Origin of the sequence: Micromonospora arida (assembly GCF_042873195.1) — a bacterium.
GTDB lineage: Bacteria > Actinomycetota > Actinomycetes > Mycobacteriales > Micromonosporaceae > Micromonospora > Micromonospora arida.
The window spans coordinates 1,051,210-1,072,123 of record NZ_JBIALC010000001.1 but is presented as its reverse complement, the minus strand read 5'-3'; the positions used below and the strand labels follow the sequence as shown (position 1 = coordinate 1,072,123).

Annotated in this window: 19 protein-coding genes; 10 read left to right on the top strand and 9 right to left on the bottom strand. The window is 70.3% G+C overall.

The features are described from left to right. Positions 1-34 precede the first annotated feature (34 nt). The 3 genes from ACFYP0_RS05025 to ACFYP0_RS05015 all read left to right on the top strand — a co-directional run bounded on the left by ACFYP0_RS05025 (position 35) and on the right by ACFYP0_RS05015 (position 4,985). Complete coding sequence (locus ACFYP0_RS05025) at positions 35-418, top strand: effector-associated constant component EACC1 (protein ID WP_386994460.1); 384 nt, start codon at positions 35-37, stop codon at positions 416-418. Positions 419-619: 201 nt separating this feature from the next. Continuing rightward, entirely contained in the window at positions 620-2,713 is a 2,094-nt protein-coding gene (locus ACFYP0_RS05020) for a hypothetical protein (RefSeq protein WP_356975007.1), read from the top strand. A gap of 10 nt (positions 2,714-2,723) precedes the next feature. After that, positions 2,724-4,985 (top strand): hypothetical protein, encoded by a 2,262-nt coding sequence (locus ACFYP0_RS05015; protein WP_356975008.1) that lies wholly within the window; start codon positions 2,724-2,726, stop codon positions 4,983-4,985. A 116-nt stretch (positions 4,986-5,101) separates the two neighbouring features. Here the strand turns inward: ACFYP0_RS05015 and ACFYP0_RS05010 are convergent, their stop codons facing one another. Beyond that, entirely contained in the window at positions 5,102-6,430 is a 1,329-nt protein-coding gene (locus ACFYP0_RS05010) for a glycoside hydrolase family 18 protein (RefSeq protein WP_356975010.1), read from the bottom strand. Positions 6,431-6,575: 145 nt separating this feature from the next. Between ACFYP0_RS05010 and ACFYP0_RS05005 the strand changes: the two genes are divergently transcribed. Then, positions 6,576-7,460: a bile acid:sodium symporter family protein gene (locus ACFYP0_RS05005; RefSeq protein WP_356975012.1), complete on the top strand. Its 885-nt coding sequence runs from the start codon at positions 6,576-6,578 to the stop codon at positions 7,458-7,460. A gap of 60 nt (positions 7,461-7,520) precedes the next feature. Here the strand turns inward: ACFYP0_RS05005 and ACFYP0_RS05000 are convergent, their stop codons facing one another. Further along, the gene (locus ACFYP0_RS05000; RefSeq protein WP_030337921.1) at positions 7,521-7,940 is read right to left on the bottom strand and encodes a PPOX class F420-dependent oxidoreductase; all 420 of its coding nucleotides are present in this window, start codon (positions 7,938-7,940) and stop codon (positions 7,521-7,523) included. A gap of 139 nt (positions 7,941-8,079) precedes the next feature. Here ACFYP0_RS05000 and ACFYP0_RS04995 point away from each other — a divergent pair, with 139 nt between their 5' ends. Further along, positions 8,080-8,973: an NAD-dependent epimerase/dehydratase family protein gene (locus ACFYP0_RS04995; protein WP_356975015.1), complete on the top strand. Its 894-nt coding sequence runs from the start codon at positions 8,080-8,082 to the stop codon at positions 8,971-8,973. Position 8,974: 1 nt separating this feature from the next. Here the strand turns inward: ACFYP0_RS04995 and ACFYP0_RS04990 are convergent, their stop codons facing one another. From ACFYP0_RS04990 to ACFYP0_RS04975, 4 genes are all read right to left on the bottom strand, one after another. After that, complete coding sequence (locus ACFYP0_RS04990) at positions 8,975-10,078, bottom strand: glycoside hydrolase family protein (protein ID WP_356975017.1); 1,104 nt, start codon at positions 10,076-10,078, stop codon at positions 8,975-8,977. Between the two features lie 170 nt (positions 10,079-10,248). Next, entirely contained in the window at positions 10,249-10,596 is a 348-nt protein-coding gene (trxA, locus tag ACFYP0_RS04985; protein ID WP_356975019.1) for a thioredoxin, read from the bottom strand. Then, entirely contained in the window at positions 10,575-10,958 is a 384-nt protein-coding gene (locus tag ACFYP0_RS04980) for a MerR family transcriptional regulator (protein WP_124857271.1), read from the bottom strand. Before ACFYP0_RS04980 ends, trxA begins: the two co-directional genes overlap by 22 nt. A gap of 97 nt (positions 10,959-11,055) precedes the next feature. After that, entirely contained in the window at positions 11,056-12,018 is a 963-nt protein-coding gene (locus ACFYP0_RS04975) for an AraC family transcriptional regulator (protein WP_386994455.1), read from the bottom strand. A gap of 215 nt (positions 12,019-12,233) precedes the next feature. Between ACFYP0_RS04975 and ACFYP0_RS04970 the strand changes: the two genes are divergently transcribed. From ACFYP0_RS04970 to ACFYP0_RS04955, 4 genes are all read left to right on the top strand, one after another. Beyond that, positions 12,234-13,775: a flavin-containing monooxygenase gene (locus ACFYP0_RS04970; protein ID WP_386994453.1), complete on the top strand. Its 1,542-nt coding sequence runs from the start codon at positions 12,234-12,236 to the stop codon at positions 13,773-13,775. 116 nt (positions 13,776-13,891) lie between these two features. Beyond that, positions 13,892-15,091 carry a low temperature requirement protein A gene (locus tag ACFYP0_RS04965; protein ID WP_356975026.1) on the top strand — a complete coding sequence of 400 codons (1,200 nt, stop codon included), beginning with the start codon at positions 13,892-13,894 and terminating at the stop codon, positions 15,089-15,091. A gap of 158 nt (positions 15,092-15,249) precedes the next feature. Continuing rightward, the gene (locus ACFYP0_RS04960) at positions 15,250-16,146 is read left to right on the top strand and encodes an acetyltransferase (protein WP_356975028.1); all 897 of its coding nucleotides are present in this window, start codon (positions 15,250-15,252) and stop codon (positions 16,144-16,146) included. 75 nt (positions 16,147-16,221) lie between these two features. Next, a complete protein-coding gene (locus tag ACFYP0_RS04955) occupies positions 16,222-17,187 on the top strand; it encodes an alpha/beta hydrolase (protein ID WP_356975030.1) in 966 nt (321 codons plus the stop codon). 157 nt (positions 17,188-17,344) lie between these two features. Here the strand turns inward: ACFYP0_RS04955 and ACFYP0_RS04950 are convergent, their stop codons facing one another. After that, positions 17,345-18,433, bottom strand: a complete 1,089-nt coding sequence (locus ACFYP0_RS04950) for an aldo/keto reductase (protein ID WP_356975032.1) — start codon at positions 18,431-18,433, stop codon at positions 17,345-17,347. Between the two features lie 132 nt (positions 18,434-18,565). On the opposite strand from ACFYP0_RS04950, the gene ACFYP0_RS04945 reads away from it, so the two are divergent. Beyond that, the gene (locus ACFYP0_RS04945) at positions 18,566-19,222 is read left to right on the top strand and encodes a TetR/AcrR family transcriptional regulator (RefSeq protein WP_124862742.1); all 657 of its coding nucleotides are present in this window, start codon (positions 18,566-18,568) and stop codon (positions 19,220-19,222) included. Here the strand turns inward: ACFYP0_RS04945 and ACFYP0_RS04940 are convergent. Beyond that, on the bottom strand, positions 19,204-19,797 hold the full coding sequence (locus ACFYP0_RS04940; RefSeq protein ID WP_355499592.1) for a DUF305 domain-containing protein: 594 nt from the start codon (positions 19,795-19,797) through the stop codon (positions 19,204-19,206). The two genes, ACFYP0_RS04945 and ACFYP0_RS04940, sit on opposite strands and share 19 nt — an antisense overlap. A 71-nt stretch (positions 19,798-19,868) precedes the next feature. Next, positions 19,869-20,783 (bottom strand): DUF1996 domain-containing protein, encoded by a 915-nt coding sequence (locus tag ACFYP0_RS04935; protein WP_355499595.1) that lies wholly within the window; start codon positions 20,781-20,783, stop codon positions 19,869-19,871. Positions 20,784-20,914: the final 131 nt, after the last annotated feature.

The window sequence follows — 20,914 nt, the reverse complement described above, 5'->3', positions numbered from 1 at the left end:
GAGTGGGGTTGGCCTTCACCGGAGGGAGAAGACGTTGCCCGCTTCTCAGGAGACGATCACGCTCTCGGTCTATCCGGATCTTCCCTCCGCCGATGCTCGACGTTCTCTGGGCTCCTGGCTGCGCGCCGAGGACCGGCTCCGTGAAAAGGTGATCACCGCACCCGACGCGGGTGCCACTGACGTACTGCTGGTCGCCGTCGACAGTGGCGGCGCCGCCATGGTGCTGGTGCAGGCGATCGCCGCCTGGCTGACCCACCGCCGCGAGGACGTGACGGTGAAGCTCACCCGCGCGGACGGCTGGTCGGCCGAGTTGGACGTACGCCGTGCTCGTGACATGGATCAGGTGACCGCGCTCATCGAGGCTGCGGTGCGTGCTGTGGCCGATCATCAACCGTCGGTCGAGACGAACGACCGCTGAGCGGCCCGACCCGACCACGTCGACCGCGCTGCCCGCACCCGACGGCCGCTCACGGCCGACGACAGGCCCGGGCGATGATGACCGATATCGATCGCTGCGCTGACACCCGGCCGGTCGCTCCGAAGTGGATCGATGTCGGGTTCTCGACCCAGCGCTACCGCCCGAATCCCCTTGCCCGGACAGTGCACTGCGCCGGAGGAGGTGGGGAAGTTGGGGCAGCCGACGGGCGAGACCGTCATGATCCGGGAGTGGTTCAGTGTGCCGCGGGTGTCCGCCGAGAACCGGGCGGCGGTCTACGGCGTACGGACCCAGGACCCGCGGGTGGAGTTCGTCGCGCTGACCGTACGGTACTGGGTGGACGCGCACGCCACCCGCTCGATGACCCGCGACCGGGTGTTGCAGGCGATGACCGGCCGGATCTCCGCCGACAACGTCTGGGACCTGGTCGCGATGCTGGCGAGGCTCGGGCTGGCCGAGGAGTTCTTCGACCTGACGGCCTCCGACGTCGACGCGGACGGCGCGTTCCGACGATTCCTGCTCGGCCTCGACCCCGCGCTGTTCGACGCGATGCGCCACTACGCGGCCTGGAACGGCATCAATCCGAAGCTGTTCCTCGACGGGTTCCTGGTGGGCGTCGGGGAGTCGTTGGCGACGGTGGTGGTCGACCTCGGAAAACTCGTGCAGCTGGTCGGTCGACTCCAGCAGGAGCAGCTGACCACCCTGATCGTGCTCACCGTGGACCCCCGGGCCGGCCTGCAACGTCTTGCCGAGCAGGCCACCGTCGTCCGCGAGGCGCTGGCCGGCGTCGTGGCCGCGCTGGACCCGAGCACCGTGCCCGAGCGGCTGCTGACGCTCTGGCGCGGCTGGGCGGCGGAATTCGGGCGGCACCTGGAGGAACTCGACCCGTTCGCCGCCGGCCGACTGCTCGGCAGGATCGCCGGCGACCTGTTCCAGATGCTGACCGGCCTGGTCCAACTGGTCCGGCTACTCGGTGGCGTGGCGGTGCGCGCCGCCATCCGGTACGTGCCGCTGCTGATCGTGGGCGCCCGGGAGGCCGCCGCCGAGGTCCGTCTCCTGACCACCCAGATCGCCGCGCTGCTCGTCGCGATCGGCCGGGCGGCACTGCTGGCAACGCCACAGGTGGGCCTGGCCGTGCTGCGTACCCTGTTTCCGCCGAAGGTGCTCGACGCGTTGTTCCGGCAGGGCCGGGCGCTGCTTGTCGACGCCGAGCTGACCCTGACCGTGTTCAACCAGGCCGCGCACGCCGAGGCGTTCGCCGGGGCGGGTGCGGGAGCCCGGCTCAGCGCGCTGATCAGCGCCGACGGCAAGCCGGTCCTTATGGCGTGCATGTCGGAGACCGTGTCGTCGGCCGGTCGTTCGGCCACCCGAGCGGAGCTGAACCAGGCGCTCGACGAGATCATCAAACGAGTCGAGGACCTGCGCGAGCTCAAACCGCCCAAGGCCCCCCGCGACATCCGGGCCGCCGCAGTGCGGGCCGCCATCGCCCGCCAGCTCGAGCAGCGCCTGACCACCGTGTTCAACCGGGCCTTGCAGACCGCCGCGTACGAGGAGTTCCGCGCGCTGCGCAAGGCCGGGCAGGCGCAACCCTGGCGGCTCGGCCAACAGGTACACCGGCGGATGGCGGCCGAGACCGCTCAGTTGGTCGCTCGCTCACCGGGGTTGCAGCCGTTCGCGGAGAAGTCGCTCGCCACTGTCGTCGAGGCGGTCCGCGCGGCCAACCCGGAGCTGGCTGCCGCCCTGCGCGGCTCCGACGCGGTGCTACGGCAGACGGTCGCCCAGCTCCTGCTCAGCCACCCGGACCGGGACCTGCTGCTGCGTCTCGTCGGGTTCACCCGGAGCCCGTCCGCGGCCGGCGCGGAAAAGGCGTTGGCCGCCCACCTCGCCGAGCGGTTCGGGTGGAAGGCGTCCACGACCGTCGGTGAGCTTCGCAGCGACCTGCTGTTGGTCGACTCGGAGGCGGCCCGGGTCACCAACGTGGACTGGACCGCGTCGACGAAGTTGGAGCGCTTCGAGAAGACGTGGGGCACTGTCGCCGACGACCTCGGCGAGGCGTTCGACGGTCGCTGGGAGGCGATCGCGGACGCCTACCAGCGGGCCAGGAAGGGCGGGGTGCCGGCTGAGGTCGTCGCCGGCCTGGAGGAGCTGACGGCGCACGCAGTGCGGGAGACCGTCGTCCGGCAGGCCGCCCTCAGCCAGTTGTTCCCCGGGTTCTTCGTCACCTCGCACGAGATGACGTACCAGGGCCTGCAAACCCTGTTCAAACTGCCACTTTAGAGGAGCACCGATGGGTGAAGTCGTCGTCGCCGACGCGGACCTGGCGACGCTGGGGTTCAGCACCGCGCACTCCGACCGCTACGTCTACTCCAACTACTTCGTGCCGGTCCAGCTCACCTTCGACGACGGGCAGACGCCCCTGCTGCCCTTCTACGTCAAGCAGGCGCTGATCGAGGCAATGCGGTACGGCGGGCTCTCCCATGACCGGCTGCCGCACCTGCTCAAGGAACTCGGCCTGTCGGGGCTGTGGAAGGCCAACGACATGGACGCCGCCGAGGCGGCGCTGCCGGGGCAGGACTCCGGCATGATCAACCGGGAACCGCCGGCCCGGCGCCAGAGCATCCTCGGCGACCAGGAGGCGGAGTTCGTCGCCGGCCTGCTCCAGTCCGACGTGGGCATCGCGTTCCTCGACCGGACCCGGATCAGGCCGGTGGGCTTCGCGCTCGGCGAGCACGTCTACGCACTGGCGCTCGCGCCCGGCGAGGAGGCGGTGCTGGAGCAGCGCACCTACACCAAGCGTGAGCTGACCCTTGAGGAGCAGGACGAAACCGAGAAGCAAACCGATGTCGAGCTGACCAGCGCGCTCACCACGGAACTGCAGGAGGGCTTCGAGCGGCAGAAGTCGCTCACCGACACCTGGGGGCTCAACGCAAGCCACACTGGCCAGTACACCAGCCCGACCGGCGTCTGGGGCACCTTCAACGCCAGTCACACGATCGGCTACACGCGCAGCGTGACGGCGGCCAGCCAGGAGACCAGTCGCCGTGCGGTCAAGGACAGCCAGACCGCCACCTCCAAGGTCGCCGCCCGCTACCGCACCCAGCACAAGACCGACTTCAAGTTGGTCAGCGAGACCGGCATGGAGTCGACCTCGAAGCGGACCGTGCGCAACCCCAACCGGGCAACGCCGATCACCTTGCACTACTTCAAGGTGCTGCAACGGCTGGAGCTGGCCCACGAACGGTACGGCGCCCGGGTGTGTTGGGCGCCGACGGTGAAGGACCCGGCGCTGGCGTTCGCCAAGAAGATCACCGACGGGCGCCAGCGGATCAAGGACAATGCTCTCGCCGCGCTGCCCACCATGCCGGTCAAGCCGGTGCCGCCGGCACCCGGCGTGCCGGCCGCCGTGGAGACCCGCACCATCTACTCCCCGGTGGTCACACTCGACAAGTGGGGATTCACCGGCGACATGAGCGCCGACTACGACGTCGACGTCGCCTTCGACAGCGGGTGGGAGTGGGACGGCGACATCGAGACCATTCGGCAGAACCTGACCCTGATCACCCGCCGGCCGCCGTCTGGCATCGCGGCTCGGGTGGTCGGCGTTCCGGTGGTCACCGACGCCAACGGTCAGCCGGCACTGCGGGTACGCATCCACGTCGGCGCGGCCAGCTGGTTCGCCGGTCCCGGCGCCGACGTGCAGCTCGCCGCCACGTTCCGGCGTACCCCGACGCTGGTCGCCGAGAACGCCGACGACGCCGCCTACAACGCGCTGATCGCGGGCTATCTGACGGATCTGCAGGACTGGCAGGACAAGCGGGACGCGGCGCTGGCGGCGGCTGAGGAGGCCGCGGACGAGTTCGAGGCGCGGCTGCGCGGCGGGTTCTCGCCGGTCAACGAGATGGTCTCGCAGATCGTCGAGTCGCACTTCCCGGCCAGTGTGCGGGACGAGGCGTGGGAGATTGACTTCTGGCACCGCGTCTTCGACTGGGAGCGCGCCTCGTTCGTGTCGTACCCCGGCTGGTGGTCAGCCGGTGACGCCCGCGCCCCCGAGCGCGACCCGAGTGACTTCCTCAACGCCAGCTGGGCAAAGCTCTACCTGCCGGTGCGGGCCGGTATGGAGCTGGCCGCGCTGCGGTGGATCTTCGGCAAGGCCGTGGCGACCCGGCTCGCGCCGGCGGTGGAGCAGCAACTGGCCGCGTTCGTCGACGAGCTGGGCGCGTTCCGCACCAGCCACCTCGGCTCTGGCGACGAGATGCCGGACCTGACCAGCGAGTGCCAGGAGGTGCCGGAGCGGGTCTACTGCTTGGCCAAGTGGGCCGAGCTGATGCCCACCGACGGCACTCACCTGGAGGTCGTGCAGGGCGCGACAACCGCGGCCGACGCGGTGACCAGCAAGGAGATCACGGATGCGGAGGCTCTGCGGGCGGCGCTGCTCGACGGCGAGCTGCAGACCAACCGGCTCAAGACCAAGGCGTACGACCAGATGACCGGAGCCGCGGACGTCGACATCCACCTCGGCACGTCGGGTAACAGCAGTCCGACGGCGTGACACAGCGGCGGTCCCCTCTGCGGGCACACGCATTCTGAAAGGTCGCGACCCGGTTCCGCCCGGTCCGCCGCCAGCCGAGGAGTCGGCCGGTGACGGGCCGGGCGGATCGGGTACGTCTACCAGGTGGTCAGGCCGAGGCCGATCGTCTTGGTCAGCGTGGCGTTGTCGTCGTCGCCGTCGAGCGACCAGATCATGGCGCCGGCCAGGCCGGCCCGTCGGATGTAGAGCGTCTTCTGCAACATGACCGCCGGATCGTCGTACGTCCACAACGTCGTACCGTCGAACAACCAGGCGTGTCCGGCACGCAGGTCGCGGTGCACGGTGTAGCCGTTACCGGCCAGGGTCTTGAGGATCTTGTAGTCCTCGTACCCGGCCTCGAAGGTGGCCGGCGCGGGCCCGGTGGCCGGCTGGAACAGGCCGTTGCCGCCGCCGGTGATGCCGGTCCAGCCGCGACCGTAGTAGGGGATGCCGAGCACGAGCTTGTCCCGCGGCGCGCCACGGGCGATCCACCCGTCGATGGCCACCTCGACGGAGAAGTCCGGGTTGTCCGGGGCACCCGCCGGGACGCGCAGCGCCGACTGCTGGTTGGCCCGTGCGTCCCAGCCGCCGTGGAAGTCGTACCCCTGCACGGTGGCGAAGTCCAGGTACTTGAAGATCTTGCGGCCCTCGTAGCCGGCGTCCATGGTGGCCGGGCTGGCCGGCAGGAACGCGGTCAGCGGGTGGTGCGCGCGGGTCGTGCGCCCGTACGCGTCGAGTTGCCGGCGGAACTCGGCGAGCAGTTTGGTGAAGTTCTCCCGGTCCTCCGGGCGGATGACGTTGCCGGGCTCACCGTCTGAGCCGGGCCACTCCCAGTCGAGGTCGATGCCGTCGAAGACGCCGGCCCCGGCACCGGGGGTGGTGCCCGGCAGGTTGCCCTTGAGGTAGAGGTCGATGCAGGACGTGACGAACGCCTTGCGGGACGCGTCGGTGCGGGCCGCGTTCGAGAAGTACGTCGACCAGCTCCAGCCGCCCAGCGAGATCAGCACCTGCAGTTTCGGGTGCTTGGCCTTGAGCTTGGCGAGCTGGCCGAAGTTGCCGTTGAGCGCCTGGCCCGGTGCGTCCGCGACGCCGTCGACGCTTTCCTCGGCCGGGACGGGTCGCTGGTAGTCGGCCCAGGCGTCGCCCTCGCCCGGCCCGCCGTCCACGTAGCAGCGGCCGTCCTCACTGACGTTGCCGAAGGCGTAGTTGAGGTGGGTGAGGCGGCTCGCCCCACCGGAGGTTTCGAGCTTCTTGACCGGGAAGGCCCGACCGTAGATGCCCCACTGGGTGAAGTAGCCGACCCGGTGGTAACCGGTGCGGCGCTGCTGGTTGTCGCTCGCGCTGGCGGCGCTGGGCGGGGCGGCGGTGAGCAGCAGGGCCGCCAGGGTGACCACGGCGGTGAGACGGCGGTGGCGGAATGGTCGCATCGGCACACTCCCACGAGGCATCAAGCAGAATTAGTAAAGAGACTTATCTGATTGATGAAGTTAAGCCGCTCACCGTCCGGGGTCAAGAGCGTCCAGCCACATGGGGGATTGTTGCGGCGTTACCCGGTGGTAACGATGTTGTGCCATGGACTCCGCCCTGACTCTGATCGGCCTGCCCATCGCCCTCGGCATCATCATGCTCGGTCTGGGTCTCGGACTGACCATGGCAGACTTCCGCCGGGTGGCCCAGCATCCACGCGCCGCCGTCATCGCCCTGGTCTGCCAGGTGCTGGTGCTGCCGGCGCTCTGCTTCTGCCTCGTCCTCGCGTTCGACCTGGCACCCGAGCTGGCCGTCGGCATGATGCTGCTGGCCGCGTCCCCGGGCGGCACCACCGCCAACCTCTACAGCCACCTGTTCGGCGGGCACGTGGCCCTGAACATCACCCTGACCGCCATCAACTCGGTGCTCGCCGTGTTCACCCTGCCGATCCTGGTCAACCTGTCGGCGGCGTACTTCCTGCCCGACGGCAGGAGCATCGGCCTACAGTTCGACAAGGTGCTGCAGGTCTTCGCCATCGTGCTCGTCCCGGTCGCGATCGGCATGCTCATCCGGGCGCGGATGCCGCAGGTGGCCGAGCGGCTGAACCGCCCGGTCCGGATCCTCTCCGTCGTCGTACTCGTCGCGGTGATCGCCGGCGCGGTGCTCGGCGAGCGGGAGAACATCGCCGACTACTTCGTCTCGGTCGGCCTGGCCGTGCTCGCCTTCAACCTGCTCAGCCTCGCCATCGGGTACGGGGTGCCGCGCCTCGCCGGTGTCGACCGGAGCGCCGCGACGGCCGCCGGTTTCGAGATCGGCATCCACAACAGCACCCTTGCCATCACGATCGCGCTCAGCCCGGCGCTGCTCAACAGCACCCAGATGGCGATCCCGGGCGCCGTCTACGGCATCGTCATGTTCTTCACCGCGGCGGCCTTCGGCTACCTGGTGACCCGCGTCGGCGCCCGGTCCACCACCGCCCTGACGCCCTGACGGCTGGTGCCCCTGTCGCCCTGACGGCAGCCATCAGGGCGACAGGCCGGGCGGCAACGGTCAGCCGACCTGGTTGTTGTCCTTCTGCGCACCCCAACCGTGCCAGCGGTCGATCTCGATCAGGGCACTGACCCGGGCACGTTCCCGGCGCGGGTACGCGTTGCCCGTGTAGTGCTTCGACAGCCGGTCGATGTCCGCCAGACCCTCGTCGGGGCGCAGTTCGGTGACGTGCCCGATGATGCTGACGTGGGTGTACCAGCCGGCCTCGTCGAGCACGGTGAGAGACACCCGGGGGTCGTTGCGGACGTGCTCCAGCCGACGGCGGCTCTCGTCCATGTTCACCAGGATCCGGCCGTCCTCCCACAGGTACCAGGTGGCGGCGGACACCGGTTGGCCACCGTTGCGAAGGGTGGTCATGACGGCGGGGTTCGGCTTCTGGAGCATGGCGACCGCGGCCTCGGGAAGCGGTGGCTTGGACATGAAGTCTCCTCGTCGCGACAACGTTTACCCCTGCACGTTACGCACCTATCAGTCCGATCGCGCTCGGATCGTGATCGCGGCGAGGCGGCCGGGTCGACCCCGCGGCCCGGCTGCCGCCGCATGCGGCGAAGATGGGGTCATGAGCATCTCCGCACTGCCCAGGCGTGTCGTCGTCACCGGTGCCACCGGCAAGCTCGGCCGTGCCGTGGTCGCCCACCTGCGCGCCGTGGGCGTCGACGTGCTGGCGGTGGACCGCGCCGGTGGCCGCGACCCACGCGACGTGAACGGCGAGTTCCTGCTGGTCGACCTGACCGACTACGGGCAGGTGGTGGAGGCGTTCACCGGGGGTGCCGACGAACACGCGGGCGGCGTCGACGCGATCGTGCACCTGGCGGCGGTCCCGGCCCCCGGGCTGATGTCGAACGCGGCCACCTTCGCGAACAACTCCGCCGCCACGTACAACGTGTTCGCCGCGGCCCGGGCGGCCGGAATCAAGCGGGTCGTGTGGGCGTCGAGCGAGACGGTGCTCGGGCTGCCGTTCGACAACCCGCCGCCGTACGCGCCGGTGGACGAGGAGTACGCGCCACGGCCCGAGTCGACGTACTCGTTGAACAAGGCCCTGGAGGAGGAGATGGCCCGGCACTTCTGCCGGTGGGACCCGGAGCTGGTCATGGTGGGGTTGCGCTTCTCCAACGTCATGGACGTCGAGGACTACGCGCCGTTCCCCTCGTTCGACGCCGACCCGCAGCTGCGCCGGTGGAACCTGTGGGGCTACATCGACGCCCGCGACGGGGCCCAGGCGGTCGAGCGCGCCCTCGCGCACGACCAGCCCGGTGCCGACGTCTTCGTCATCGCCAACGCCGACACCGTCATGAGCAGGTCGAGCGCCAGCTTGATGGCCGAGGTCTACCCGGGCGTCGAGATCCGCAAGGAGCTGGGTGAGCACGAGACGCTGCTCAGCATCGACAAGGCCCGCCGGGTGCTGGGCTACGAGCCGCAGCACTCCTGGCGCGACCACGTCGACGTGCTGTAGGTCAGCGCGCCGCCTGGTAGGCGCGGCCGACGGCGGTCGCGGTGCTGCCGGTACGGAACAGGCCGGTCTGGTCCTTGTCCGTGGCGGGCAGGCCGAACCACGCGTACCGCTGTAGCCAGGACAGGCCACCCAGCATCCGGGTCGCCGCGGTGAGGAACGCGGCCTGCTGTGCCTGGGTGGGGAAGCGGACGCCGTTGGAGAAGTCGATCAGGGCGAACTCGGTGAGCCAGACCGGCAGGTTGTACCTGTCGTGCACGCCCTGCAGGTACGACTTGAGCTGGTTGACCGCGTTGGCTGTGGTGAAGTCGCCGCCGTACCAGTGCAGGGCGATGAAGTCGACGCGGTAGCCGCGCTGCTTCGCCCCGGCCATGAACCGGTCGAGCCACTCGCCCTGCCGGTCGCCACCCCAGGCCACCGCCGGGCTGCCCAGCGGCAGGCCGGTGGCCTGCAACTGCGGCCACAGCTCAAGCGCCTGCTCGACGGTCATCTCGGCCTGGCCCTTCAGGTCCGGCTCGTTGAAGCCGAGCAGGTAACGGCCGTTCTGCTTGGCCTGTTGCAGGTTGCTCGCGGTGACGCTCTTCGCCCCCCAGATCATCGGGACGAACTCGGTGCCCTGCGGGCTGGTGACGCCCTGGTGCTTCACGTCCCAGGTGTAGTACCAACTCGCCCCGGAGTTGGCCAACGCCTGGCTGACCCCGTCGAAGGTCCACACCCCGACGCCCTTGCGCTTCGAGGTCGCCGCCGGGCCCGCCGGAGCGACCGGGCGTCCCGTTGTCGGCTTCGCCGCGGGCGTCGGAGTCGGGGTCGCTACCGCCGGGCTCGTCGTGGCGCCGGGCGTGGTCGCGCTGGGCGCGCCCGGCTGCGGGCTCGTGGGCGGCGGCGCGTCGAGCGCCTGCGTCGCCGCCGGGGCGGGCGTCGGCCCGGTCGGCTGCACCACGACGATCACACCCGTCACCAGTACGGCGACCGCGGCGGCCACGAGGAGCGGCCACAGCAGCCGCCGCGCACCGATCGGGAGGCGGCCGAGCATCGCGCGTCGGGGTTCCGCGTGGACGCCCCGGTGTCCCCTCGCGGCGGCCGCCTCACCCTGACCGGTTGCGCGCATCGTCTCGACTCCCTCGTGTGGTCGTACCCGCTGACTGACGGAGACGATGACGAAAGATCCGCCACCTGCCTCCCCTCAGGAGACTGGCCGGCCGCACCGGGATAACGATTTCCACCGCTGATGTCGGCCGTCGATCACCACCTGGTCTCCGACGGCACCAACGCTGGCCGTTACCACCCGGCCTGCGCGGTCAGGGTCTGTCGTAGGTACGTCTTCGGCCTGGACCCCACGGTCGAGCCGACGACTTCGCCCTGACGGAACACGAGCAGCGTCGGCAGGGACATCACCCGGTAGCTACGGGTAGCTCCGGGGTTCTCGTCGGAGTTGAGCTTTGCCACGACCATCCGGTCACCGAACTCTTGGGCCAGTTCGGCGAGGCTCTTCTCGATGGCCTTGCAGGGCGGACACCAATCCGCCCAGAAATCGACGACCACGGGTCGGTCGCTGGCCAGCACCAGCTCCGCGAATGTGTCGTCCGTGACGGTGACCAGCGAGCCTATTTCCGCTTCCTGAGGCATGTCTTCTCCCGATGTGCGATCGCCTGAGTGAGTTGACTGTGCAGTTGCTGGCGCACCGCGCCGAGCCGATCGATGACGGCGTCGACCTCGACGATCTTGCGCCGCAACACCAGCACCGAGTCCGGGCAGACGTCGCCGGACGTGTTGCCGGCCCGGAGGCAGGCGACGAACGGCCGGACATCGTCGAGGCCGAACCCGACGTCGAGCAGCGCCCGGATCTCCCGCACGACGCGTAGCTCCGACTCTTCATATTCGCGGTAGCCGTTGGCGGAGCGCTGCGCCCGTACCAATCCGTGCTCCTCGTAGTAGCGCAGCGTGCGGGGGCTCGTGCCGGCCCGCTCAGCCAGCTCGCCGATCAGCATCCAACCTCCTCCATCGGCCCGTCGCGACCACGCTAAACCTTGTCGTCAGCGTCAAGGCAAGGGCCGACCGTATGGAGGCGGGACGAGGCGACGGTCGTCAGCGGCGCAGGGTCGTGGACGGTGTCTCGCCGAAGCGGCTCCGATACTCGGTCGCGAACCGGCCGAGGTGCACGAAGCCGTGTTGCAGGGCAACCGTCGTCACGGACGCCCCCGGCGCGGCCGAGCGGAGCGTGCGGTGCGCCGCGTCGAGCCGGCAGGCCCGCAGGTACGCGGTCGGGGTGGTCTGCAACTCACGGCGGAAACAGTCCTGCAGTGTTCGTACGCTCACCCGTAGCGCCTCGGCGACGTCACCGACGGTCAGTGCCTCCCCGTGGTGTTCGGAGATCAGGGCGCAGGCCCGGCGGACGAGACGCCCGGGGTGGGCGTGCTGGCTCGGCTCGGCCAGCAGGTGGGAGTGGCTGTGTCGATGGGCCAGCAGCAGCTTGCCGATGAGCCCCTGTTCGAAACGGGCGGCTACCTGCGGGTGGTCGAACAGGGACGCGTCGGCCGGCTGGGACAGCTCGTCGGCGAGGAACGCCACCCCGCGCGCCCATGCCTGCGCGGTCGGTGTGGTCATGAGCATGCCGACGTCGAGGCGGACCGGGTCGTCCACCGGGTGGCCCAGCAGGCGGGCGAGTTCCCGGTCGACGGCACGCCGGTCGGCGTAGAAGATCCGGTGGGGCGATCCCTCGGACCACCGCATGTCCGAGGAGTCGTACGGGGAGAGCACCGAGGCGACGTCGGGAGTCGAGGTCACGGTCTGACCGGCGTGCCGGACCATCGTGCTGCCGGCGCTGGGGATCTGGACGAGGTAGAAGCTCTCCAGCGCGGGCGGTTGGATGCGCACCGCCTGCCCGTAGTCCAGGTCGATGACCCCCACACCACCGGCCCGGCGGGCCGCCATCCGCAGTTGCACGCTGTGCACACCCGCCTGCGGGGTGAGCCGGTGTGGGCAGAAGACCCGACCCACCTCGGCGCGAGCCCGGTCGACGTCGTCCGTCCGGACCGTCACCGCATCCATCCGACACCTCCCGGGCGTCCCGTCGCGCCGACCGTAAGGCGTGACCGGCCCAGACCAGACCGGAAAGCCGTCGACCCGACAGGAAAAGGGTCCGGCTGCGTACCGCGGACAGCGCCCGCGTCGAGCGGATAGCGACCTTCCCGGTCTGCTCGCTAGCGTGCGACCACCGCGGGCGGTCAGCGCCGGCACGGTTCGTACGTCCTTCGGAGGAGATCATGAGGATTGCCGTCGTCGGTGCCGGATTCGCCGGTGTGAGCGCTGCGAAGGTGCTGCGGCAGAGCGGATTCGACGTCACCGTGTTCGAGCGCGCGCCCGACGTCGGTGGGGTGTGGAGCCGTACTCGGCGATACCCCGGCCTGAACACCCAGAACGACAAGGGCACCTACCACCTCTCCGACCTGCCGATGCCCGCCGACTATCCGCAGTGGCCGTCGGGAGAGCAGGTCCAGCGGTACCTGGAGAGCTACGTGGAGAAGTTCGGGCTGGCCGGCGCGCTGCGTCTGTCCACGGAGGTCGCCTCGGCCGAGCTGGTCAACGACGAGACCGGGTGGCTGGTCACCTCGCGGCCGGCGGGCGCCCAGGACCCGCTGACTGTGGAACGGTACGACCACCTGATCGTCGCCAACGGCATCTTCTCCGACCCGTTCGTCCCGTCCTTCGACGGGCACGCGAACTTCACCGCCGCCGGAGGGCGCGTACTGGCGACGGGGGAGTTCCACGACATCGAGGCGGCCCGAGGTAAGAACGTCCTCGTCGTCGGGTACGGCAAGTCGTCCTGCGACGTGGCGGTCCCGGTGAGCGAGGTCGCCGCCCAGACCCACGTGGTGGCGCGCGAACTGCTCTGGAAGATGCCCCGCAAGCTCGGTGGAGCGCTCAACTACAAGTACCTGCTGCTCACCCGGATGGGTGAGGCACTCTTCCGCTACCTGCACCTGAAGGGCTTCGAGCGGTTCCTGCACGGCCCGGGGAACGGTCTGCGCCGGCGCATGGTCGACAGCGTCGGCTCGGTCGCCACCCGGCAGTTCAACCTGCGCGAGCTGGGTCTCGTGCCCAACGGCAGCTTCGAGGACATCGCCCGCAGCACGGTCAGCCTCGCCACCGAGGGCTTCTTCGAACGGGTCACCGACGGCCGTATCGCCGTGCACCGGGAACAGGTGATCACCGAGTTGCTGGTCGACGGTGGCCGGCCCGCCGCACGACTGGCCGACGGCACGGTGCTCCCCGCCGACCTGGTGATCTGTGGCACCGGCTTCCGCCAGCACGTGCCGTTCCTCGACGACGCGTTGCACGCCCGGCTCCAGGACGAGGCCGGTAACTTCATGCTCTACCGGCAGATCCTGCCGATCGGCGTGCCGCGGCTGACGTTCGCCGGTTACAACTCGTCGTTCTTCAGCCCGCTCAGCGCGGAGATGGCGGCGGTCTGGACGGCCGCATACCTGCGGGGTGGGATCACCCTGCCGACCGAGGTCCGGATGCGCGACGAGGTGCGCGCCCGGCTGCTCTGGATGACGAAGCGCACCAACGGACGGCATGCTCGCGGCACGAACATCATCCCGTTCTCGATGCACAACGTCGACGAGGTGCTGGACGAGTTGGGGCTCAACGTCGGCCCGCTGACCCGGGCCCGGCAGTGGCTTTTTCCCGTCGACCCGGGCTCGTACCGCAGGGTGACGGCACAGATGATCCGGCGTACCGCCGACCCGGTATCGGCCATCAGCGACGGAGACCCGATGAAGCTGGATAAAATACGCAGATAGGGATCAAGCGGGGGCCGGTCGGTGAGGGAGGCTCGGGGACGATGGCAGCGGAACAGGGTCACCACCGTGCTGTGCCCGTACCGGCGGCCCTGGCCGGCTGAGCTGTCTCTCCCTCCGTGCTGACGCGCCCCGAGTTCTTTCGTGGGCTCGGGGAAAGCAAGAGCCCCCGCTCGGCGACCGTCCTGGAACTGCTCTTCGACATCGTCTACGTCTTCGCGCTGGCCCGCCTCGCCGGGCGGGTCGCGGACGACCTGACCATCGTCCGGCACACACTGCTGTCCGAGGCGGGCCAGACTGTCCTGTTCTTCACGGCGATGTGGATGATCTGGTCGCTCAACGCCCTGCTGGCGAGCACCTACGACCCCCGGCGCCCGGATCTGCAGGCCGTCCTGCTGGCGACGATGTTCGGCACGCTGGTGCTGGCGGTCACCTTGCCGCAGGCCTTCGGCCAACGAGGCGTCGTCTTCGCCTGCACCTACGTCGTCATCCAGGTCGGTCGACCGCTCTTCCTGGCGTTCGCCCTGCGGGGCCACGCGGCGCACGCGTTCTCGCTCCGGGTGCTGACCTGGCACCTGGCGTCCGGCGTGCTCTGGATCAGTGGCGGCATCAGTGGTGGCCTCGGTCGGGGCATCTTCTGGACCCTCGCTCTCGCCATCGAGCTGATCGGCGCCGCCGCCACCTACCCCCTGCCCCGGATGGGCAAGCGACAGCTCCACAGCCTGGGGGCCACCGTCTCGCAGGAGCATCTGGCCGAGCGGTACAACCAGTTCTTCATGATCGCTCTCGCCGAGGTGGTGCTCGAAGCCGGCGCCGCGGTCAGCTTTCCGGGCTTCTCGACCGAGGGAACCATCGTCCTCGTCGCCTCGTTCGTGGCGGTCGTCTCGTTCTGGCGGATGTACTTCTACCACGTCAGATCCGGCCATGCCTCGACCCCGAGCGGGGAGGGGGTCCAGCTGTCGCGGTGGGCTAGCTACAGCCTGCTGTTGATCGTCGGTGGCATCATCTGCATGGCCGTCGGCTTCGGGCAGGTCATCGAGGATCCGCACCCGCCGATCGACTGGGCTCTGGTGGCCATCATCTTCGGCGGACCGGTGCTGTTCCTGATCGGGCGGAGCACCCTGGAGCAGGCGAGCCCATCCTCGCCGCTGTGTCGGGCGCTGTACGTCGGCGTGGTGGCGCTGGTCGTGGCCGCCCCGCCGATGGTGCTGCTCCCGCCGGTCGCCGTGGCGGCCGTCGCGGCGGTGATCCTCGCCGGCATCACCGTGTACGACCAGCGTGCCCACAAGCGTGGGTCGCAGACCAACCCGACGCTGTGACGATCCGTTGCGGGCCGGCGACACCTGCGCGTATGGTCGTCGGGCACGCCGTCGAGCTGGAAGGAGGTCAGAACAATGTCCAATGTTCTGCGCCCCCTCCGCGCTCCGGCGTCCGCGCGGATCTGATCCGGGGCGCGCGCTTCCCGGAGGTCCAACCCATGACTGATCTGGTCATCCGTCCGCTCGTCGCGGGCGAGGAAAACCTGTTCGACTCCATGCCTGATCCGCTGCCTCAGCTCCGCCAGGTCGCGTACGCCGACGGGATCGCCGGCGGCGGCTACCGGCCCGAGAACACCTGGGTCGCACTGCGCGGCGGCCGGTTGGTGGGCCGGGCCGCCTGGCTCCTTCCGCCGGGTGCCATCGGTGCCCCCTGGCTGGAACGGTTCGACCTGGACGCCGAGCCGGAGGTGGGCGCCGAGCTGCTGCGCGCCGCCCACGAGGCGCTGGGCGGTCCCGGTCTGTACTACGCCGCACTGCCCGCGCACTGGCGGCGTCGACCCGAGGTGCTGGCCGTGGTGCGGACGCCCATGGAGGCCGCCCGGCTCGCCGGGCTGGTCGAGCGGGGGGAGCGGGTCCGCTGTTCCTGGACGGGCACCCCCCTGCCGGCATCGTCCGGGCGGTACGAGTTCCGCGCGCCCGTCGACGTGGCGGAGGTCAGGGCCCTGGTCGCCAGGGTCGCCGAGCCGGACGTGCTGACCGGCGTCGAGATCGCGCGAGCGGTCGGCGGCGTCGACCTCGCCACCGACCCGCTGGCCTGGTTGGGCGAGAACACCGAGGAGTGGCGCGTCGTGGTGGACGCAGGTAAGCCGGTGGGCCTGGCCGGAACGGCCGGAGACGCATGTTTCCCCCTGCTCGCCTATCTCGGCCTCCTCGACGAGGCGGCCCGGCCCGAGCTGTTGGCCGAGGCGGTCCGGGTGTTGGTCGCCGGCGGTGCCCGCGAGGTCATCGCCGACGTGGAATCGCACCGGGTGACGGTGCTGGCGGAGTTGGAGCGGACGGGCTTCCGGCAGTTGCGCTCCCGGGTCGTCTTCGCGCCGCCGAACAGCCCGGAGTAGCTGACCGGGTGCGCCCGGTCACCCGGGCGCACCCCCTCGGCCAGCGCCGAGCGCCGCCCCTGCCAGCATCTGACCATGGCGGAGATCATCGCGCTGCTCCTCGGCGGGTTGGCGCTCGTCGGGGCGGCGGTCGCCGGGCTCTACCTCTGGCCGGTGGGCCGCCGTGGGCTACGGGTCGCGCCGGCCCGACCGCTCGACTTCGACACGGCCACCCGTGCCGCCACGGCCGTCATCGCCGCCGAGACGGCCGATCCGGAGGTCCGACCGGAGTCACGCAGCCGCCTGCTGAGCCACGGTTCCCGTACCGGCCGGGCCGTGCTGCTGTTGCACGGGTACACGCTCGCCCCCGAGCAGTACGCGGGGTTGGCCGAGGAGTTCTTCGACCGCGGATACAACGTCTGGGTTCCCCGGGCACCCCAGCACGGGACCGTCGACCGGCGGGCCCACCACCGGGTCGAGGCCGGTGAGCTGACGACGTACGCCGCGCAGGGGTGGGCCGTCGCGGCGGCCCTGGGAGACGAGGTCGGCGTCGTGGGGATCTCCGGCGGCGCCGTACTGGCCGCGTGGCTGGCCCAGGTCCCGGGCAACGTCGTACGGCATCTGCTGTTGCTGTCGCCGTTCTTCGGTCCGAATCCGCGACAGGCGCCGGCCTACGCGGTGAAACCGCTCATCGTGCTGTACGGGCGTCGCGTTCTCCGCGACCGCGTCACGTCGCGCGGATATTCGCTCGCCGCCGTCACCCAGTACCTGACGATCGCCCGTACCCTGCCGAACCCGCCCCGGCGGACCGGTCTGCGGACCGCGGCGGTCGCGATCAGCCCGCTCGACGGCGTGGTGGACCTCAGGGCAGCGGTCGACGTGCCGCGCCGGATCGCCGACGCGAACGCGATAACGCTGCAGGTGTGCACCCTGCCGGAGACGTTGGGCGTCGAACACAACACCCTCAACCTCGGCGCGGACGGCGACGAGTGGCGCCGGCGGTACGTCGCGCTCTACGAGGGTGAGCCAGCGCCGACGAGCGACGCGCCGATCCATCGCTAGCGCCGCCGCCCCGCCCCGCCCCGCCCCGCCCGCCGATCTTGCGCTTGTGGTTGTCGACATGAGTGGGATGGCCCTTATGTCGGGACAGCAAGTGCAAGATCGCGGGGCAGGGGGCGCGGGCAGGAACGGGGCGGGCGCGATCTCGCCTGGCGAGGTTCTACCTGCCGTTGAAGACCGGAGGGGCGTAGCCGGCCGGCTTGTCGCCGATGCCGAGGCCGGGGCTCACCACCCAGGACTGGTACTGCGGGGTGAACATCACGTAGGGCACTTCGAGCTGCGGCGCGCTGGCCTCCTCGAGTTGGCGGCGGGCGTCGGCGGGGATGTCGAGATTGAGGGCCTCGAAGTTGCTGCCGACCTGCTCGGCGCTGCTCGCACCGATGATCACCGAGGCCACGGCGGGTTGGGTGGCGACCCAGTTGATCGCGACCTGTGCCATGCTGCGGCCCAGTTCGGCGGCGACGCTCTCCAGGGCGTCGATGACCTGCCACTCGCTGGCGCTGACCTCGCGGCCGCCGGTGTCGGGGTTGGTCAACCGGCCGGTCCCGCTCAGGCCGTCGCCGCTGCGCCGGTACTTGCCGCTGAGCAGGCCACTGGCGATCGGGCTCCACGCGGTGAGCCCCATGCCCATGGTCTGGGCCATCGCCGCGTACTCCGCCTCGATGCCGCGACTGACCAGGGAATACGGCAGTTGCAGGTTGATCATCGGGGCCAAGCCGTGCGCTTCGGCGTAGCTCTGTGCGCGGGCTGCGTACCAGGCCGGTACGTCGGAGAGGCCGGCGTACCGGATCTTGCCGGCACGCACCAGGTCGTCGAGGGTGTGCACGACCTCCTCGACCGGGGTGATCCGGTCCCAGGTGTGCAGCAGGTACAGGTCGATGTAGTCGGTGCCGAGCCGGCGCAGCGATGCCTCCACGGCCCGCATGATGTGCTTGCGCCCGTTGCCGCTCGCGTTCGGGTCGCTCGGGTCGACGGTGTTTGTGAACTTGCTGGTGAGCACGAGCCGCTCGCGTACGCCGGCCCGCTCGATCAGCCGGCCGAGGATCTTTTCGCTTTCGCCTGCGGTGTAGAAGTCCGCCGTGTCGATGAAGTTCCCGCCCGACTCCAGGTACTGCCGGAAGATCGGCTCGGCCTCCTCCTCGGTCTTGCCGTACGCGGCGTGGAACCCGTCGACGCCGAAGTTCATCGTGCCCAGCGCCAGCCGGCTCACCCGCAGACCGGACCGCCCGAGCAGGTAGTAGTGGTTCATCGTGGTGCCCTCCCGATCGTGGTGTCGGCCCGCTGCGGACCGCGCGTTCCAGACCTTTGCTCGGCAAAAATGGACCTGCAAGTCCAAAAACCGAGATAGGGTCGGACCCGCAGGTCCAGACGAGGAGGTCTCATGACACGGGCGTTGACCCGTAAGGGCGAGGCGACCCGGGCGCGGATCGTCGCCGGGGCCGCCGCCGAGATCCGTGAGCGCGGCGTCGACGAGGTACGCCTCGAGGACGTGATGGCCCACACGGGCACCAGCAAGGGCCAGCTCTTCCACTACTTTCCGGACGGAAAGGAAGAACTGCTGCTGGCGGTGGCCCAACACGAGGCCGACCAGGTCCTGCTCGACCAGGAGCCGATGCTCAGCAACCTGACGTCCTGGCCGGCGTGGCTGGCGTGGCGCGAGCGACTGATCGAGCGCTACCGGGCGCAGGGGGTGAAATGCCCGCTCAACGGCCTGCTCGGCCAGACCGGGCGGCGAGCGCCGGGCGCACAGGCGATCGTGACCGGGCTCATGTGGCGCTGGCAGAACGCGATCGCCGACGGCGTCCGGCACATGCAGTCGACCGGAGACATCTCCGGAGACGTGGACGCCGACCGCGCCGCCGCGGCGCTGCTCGCCGGCATCCAGGGCGGCGTACTCCTGCTGCTCTCCACCGGAAAGACCGACCACCTGGAAGCGGCCCTCGACCTCACCATCGACTCCCTGCGGGCAAGTGCCCGGACGCAGACGTGGCAGGTGACGACGACATCTCCGGGTGACGGCTACGCGGGGTCGAGGTGATCGAGTCGTTCGAGGTCGGCGGTGCCGGACCGGACCACGGCCGACGCCAGCGCGACGGTCGCCGGCTGGACTCCGCTCTGCTGCTCCGCGGTGGCGATCCGGACCGACTGCGCGAGATGCGCCCGCAGGTGCCCGGCCAGCAGGCGGTGAAACGGCCGTCCGCTGGCCGCCCGCAGCACGGTCATCTCCTGCGCGGTGACCATGCCCGGCATGTCGTGCCCCTCGTGCGGATTCGTCGTCGGGGCGGCGGCGTCGGCCAGTAGCCGGCGGGCGCGGTCCAGATCGGCGCGCCGGGTGGTCGCGACCTGGGTGGCCGTCTGCCGCCAGGCCCGATCGGTGGTCCGCGCCGGCACCAGATCGAGGACGGGCAGCAGACGTTCGGTCATCGCCACCGTCAGTTGCAGCCAGGCGATGTCGGTGGGGTTGAACGCCGTACCCGTGGGTGTCGGCACGGTCGTCGCCGGTGGCGCGGTCACGGGTGGTGTGGCGGTGCTGGCCGCGTCTTGTGGCCCGGCGCCGCAGCCGGCGACGAGCAGCACCGCGACGAGCAGCGTGGACGCCGTGGGCTGGCGCATCCGATCTCCCTTCCCGACCAGGGCGGCGGGCCCGGGTGACTGGACCCGCCGCCGTGGTGTGGAGTTGTCGCTCAGATCGGTCGGCCGTCGTGACCGCACTTGATGACGGGACGGATGCAGTCCTGGACGCGGCGGGCCAACTCCGCCACCGGCCAGGCGTTGAAGAAGTCGCCGTGCATCGTGTAGCCCGGCCCGGAGGCCAGCCGGAACCGCGACGGGTCGCCGGTGACCGGGTACCGCAGCACCTGGCGCAACTTCGGCACGTGCACCGGGTGGGTGCTCGGGCAGGCCTGGTTCACCGGGTACGCCAGGTGGCTCTTGTGGTCCGGCGAGTCGAGGTCACGGCCGTTCCAGCACTGCGGGAAGTCCAGGTACGACTCCAGCATCGTGCCCGACGGGCAGTTGACGAAGTCCTTCGACGGCGGCACGTGCCCGGCGTGCAGGCAGGACCAGCGGGCGATGCTGTCGTTCGCCCCGGTGGCCTTCGCGTTGCCGGCGACGAGCCGCAGCCCCAGCGGGAACGGCTGGGTGTTCGCGACGACGTCGGCGCGTACGCCCTCGCCCAGGTAGTAGAACGTGGCGATCGCCGGCTCCACGGGGACGTTGTCCCGATACAGGGTCGGCACCCAGTACGACGAGACGTCCACCCGCGGGTTGCAGGTGGTGGGCGAGTTGACCAGATCGGGGAGGGTGGTCCTGGCGTTCGTCACCGTGCTGCCGAAGAAGCTGTGCATGTGCGACGCCCCGGGCAGCCCGGGGAAGACGATCGGGTCGTCCGGCAGCCGGTGGCTGTAGGTGCAGTCGGCGGGGAACTCGGCGACCCGGATGGCGTTGGCGCCGAAGTCAGCGCCGGCTCGGCCGGGGGCGGCGTCGGCCCGGTTGATGGTGGACACCAGGTACGTGCCGAGTAGCACCAGCAGGGCGCCGATCGCCGTGGCGAGGCGCAGTCGGCGGGGGATGCCGGAGAGGGGTGCGGCCCTGTCCATCGTGACTCCTGTCGGGGGACGGGTCAGGGACAGCTCCGGCGCCGCCGCCGAAGGCATCGGAGTTGTGCCTGGCCAGACTGGGTGGTGGCCGGTTGGGCCGGTGTGAGAGAGCGCTCTCACTGCCCCCAGCC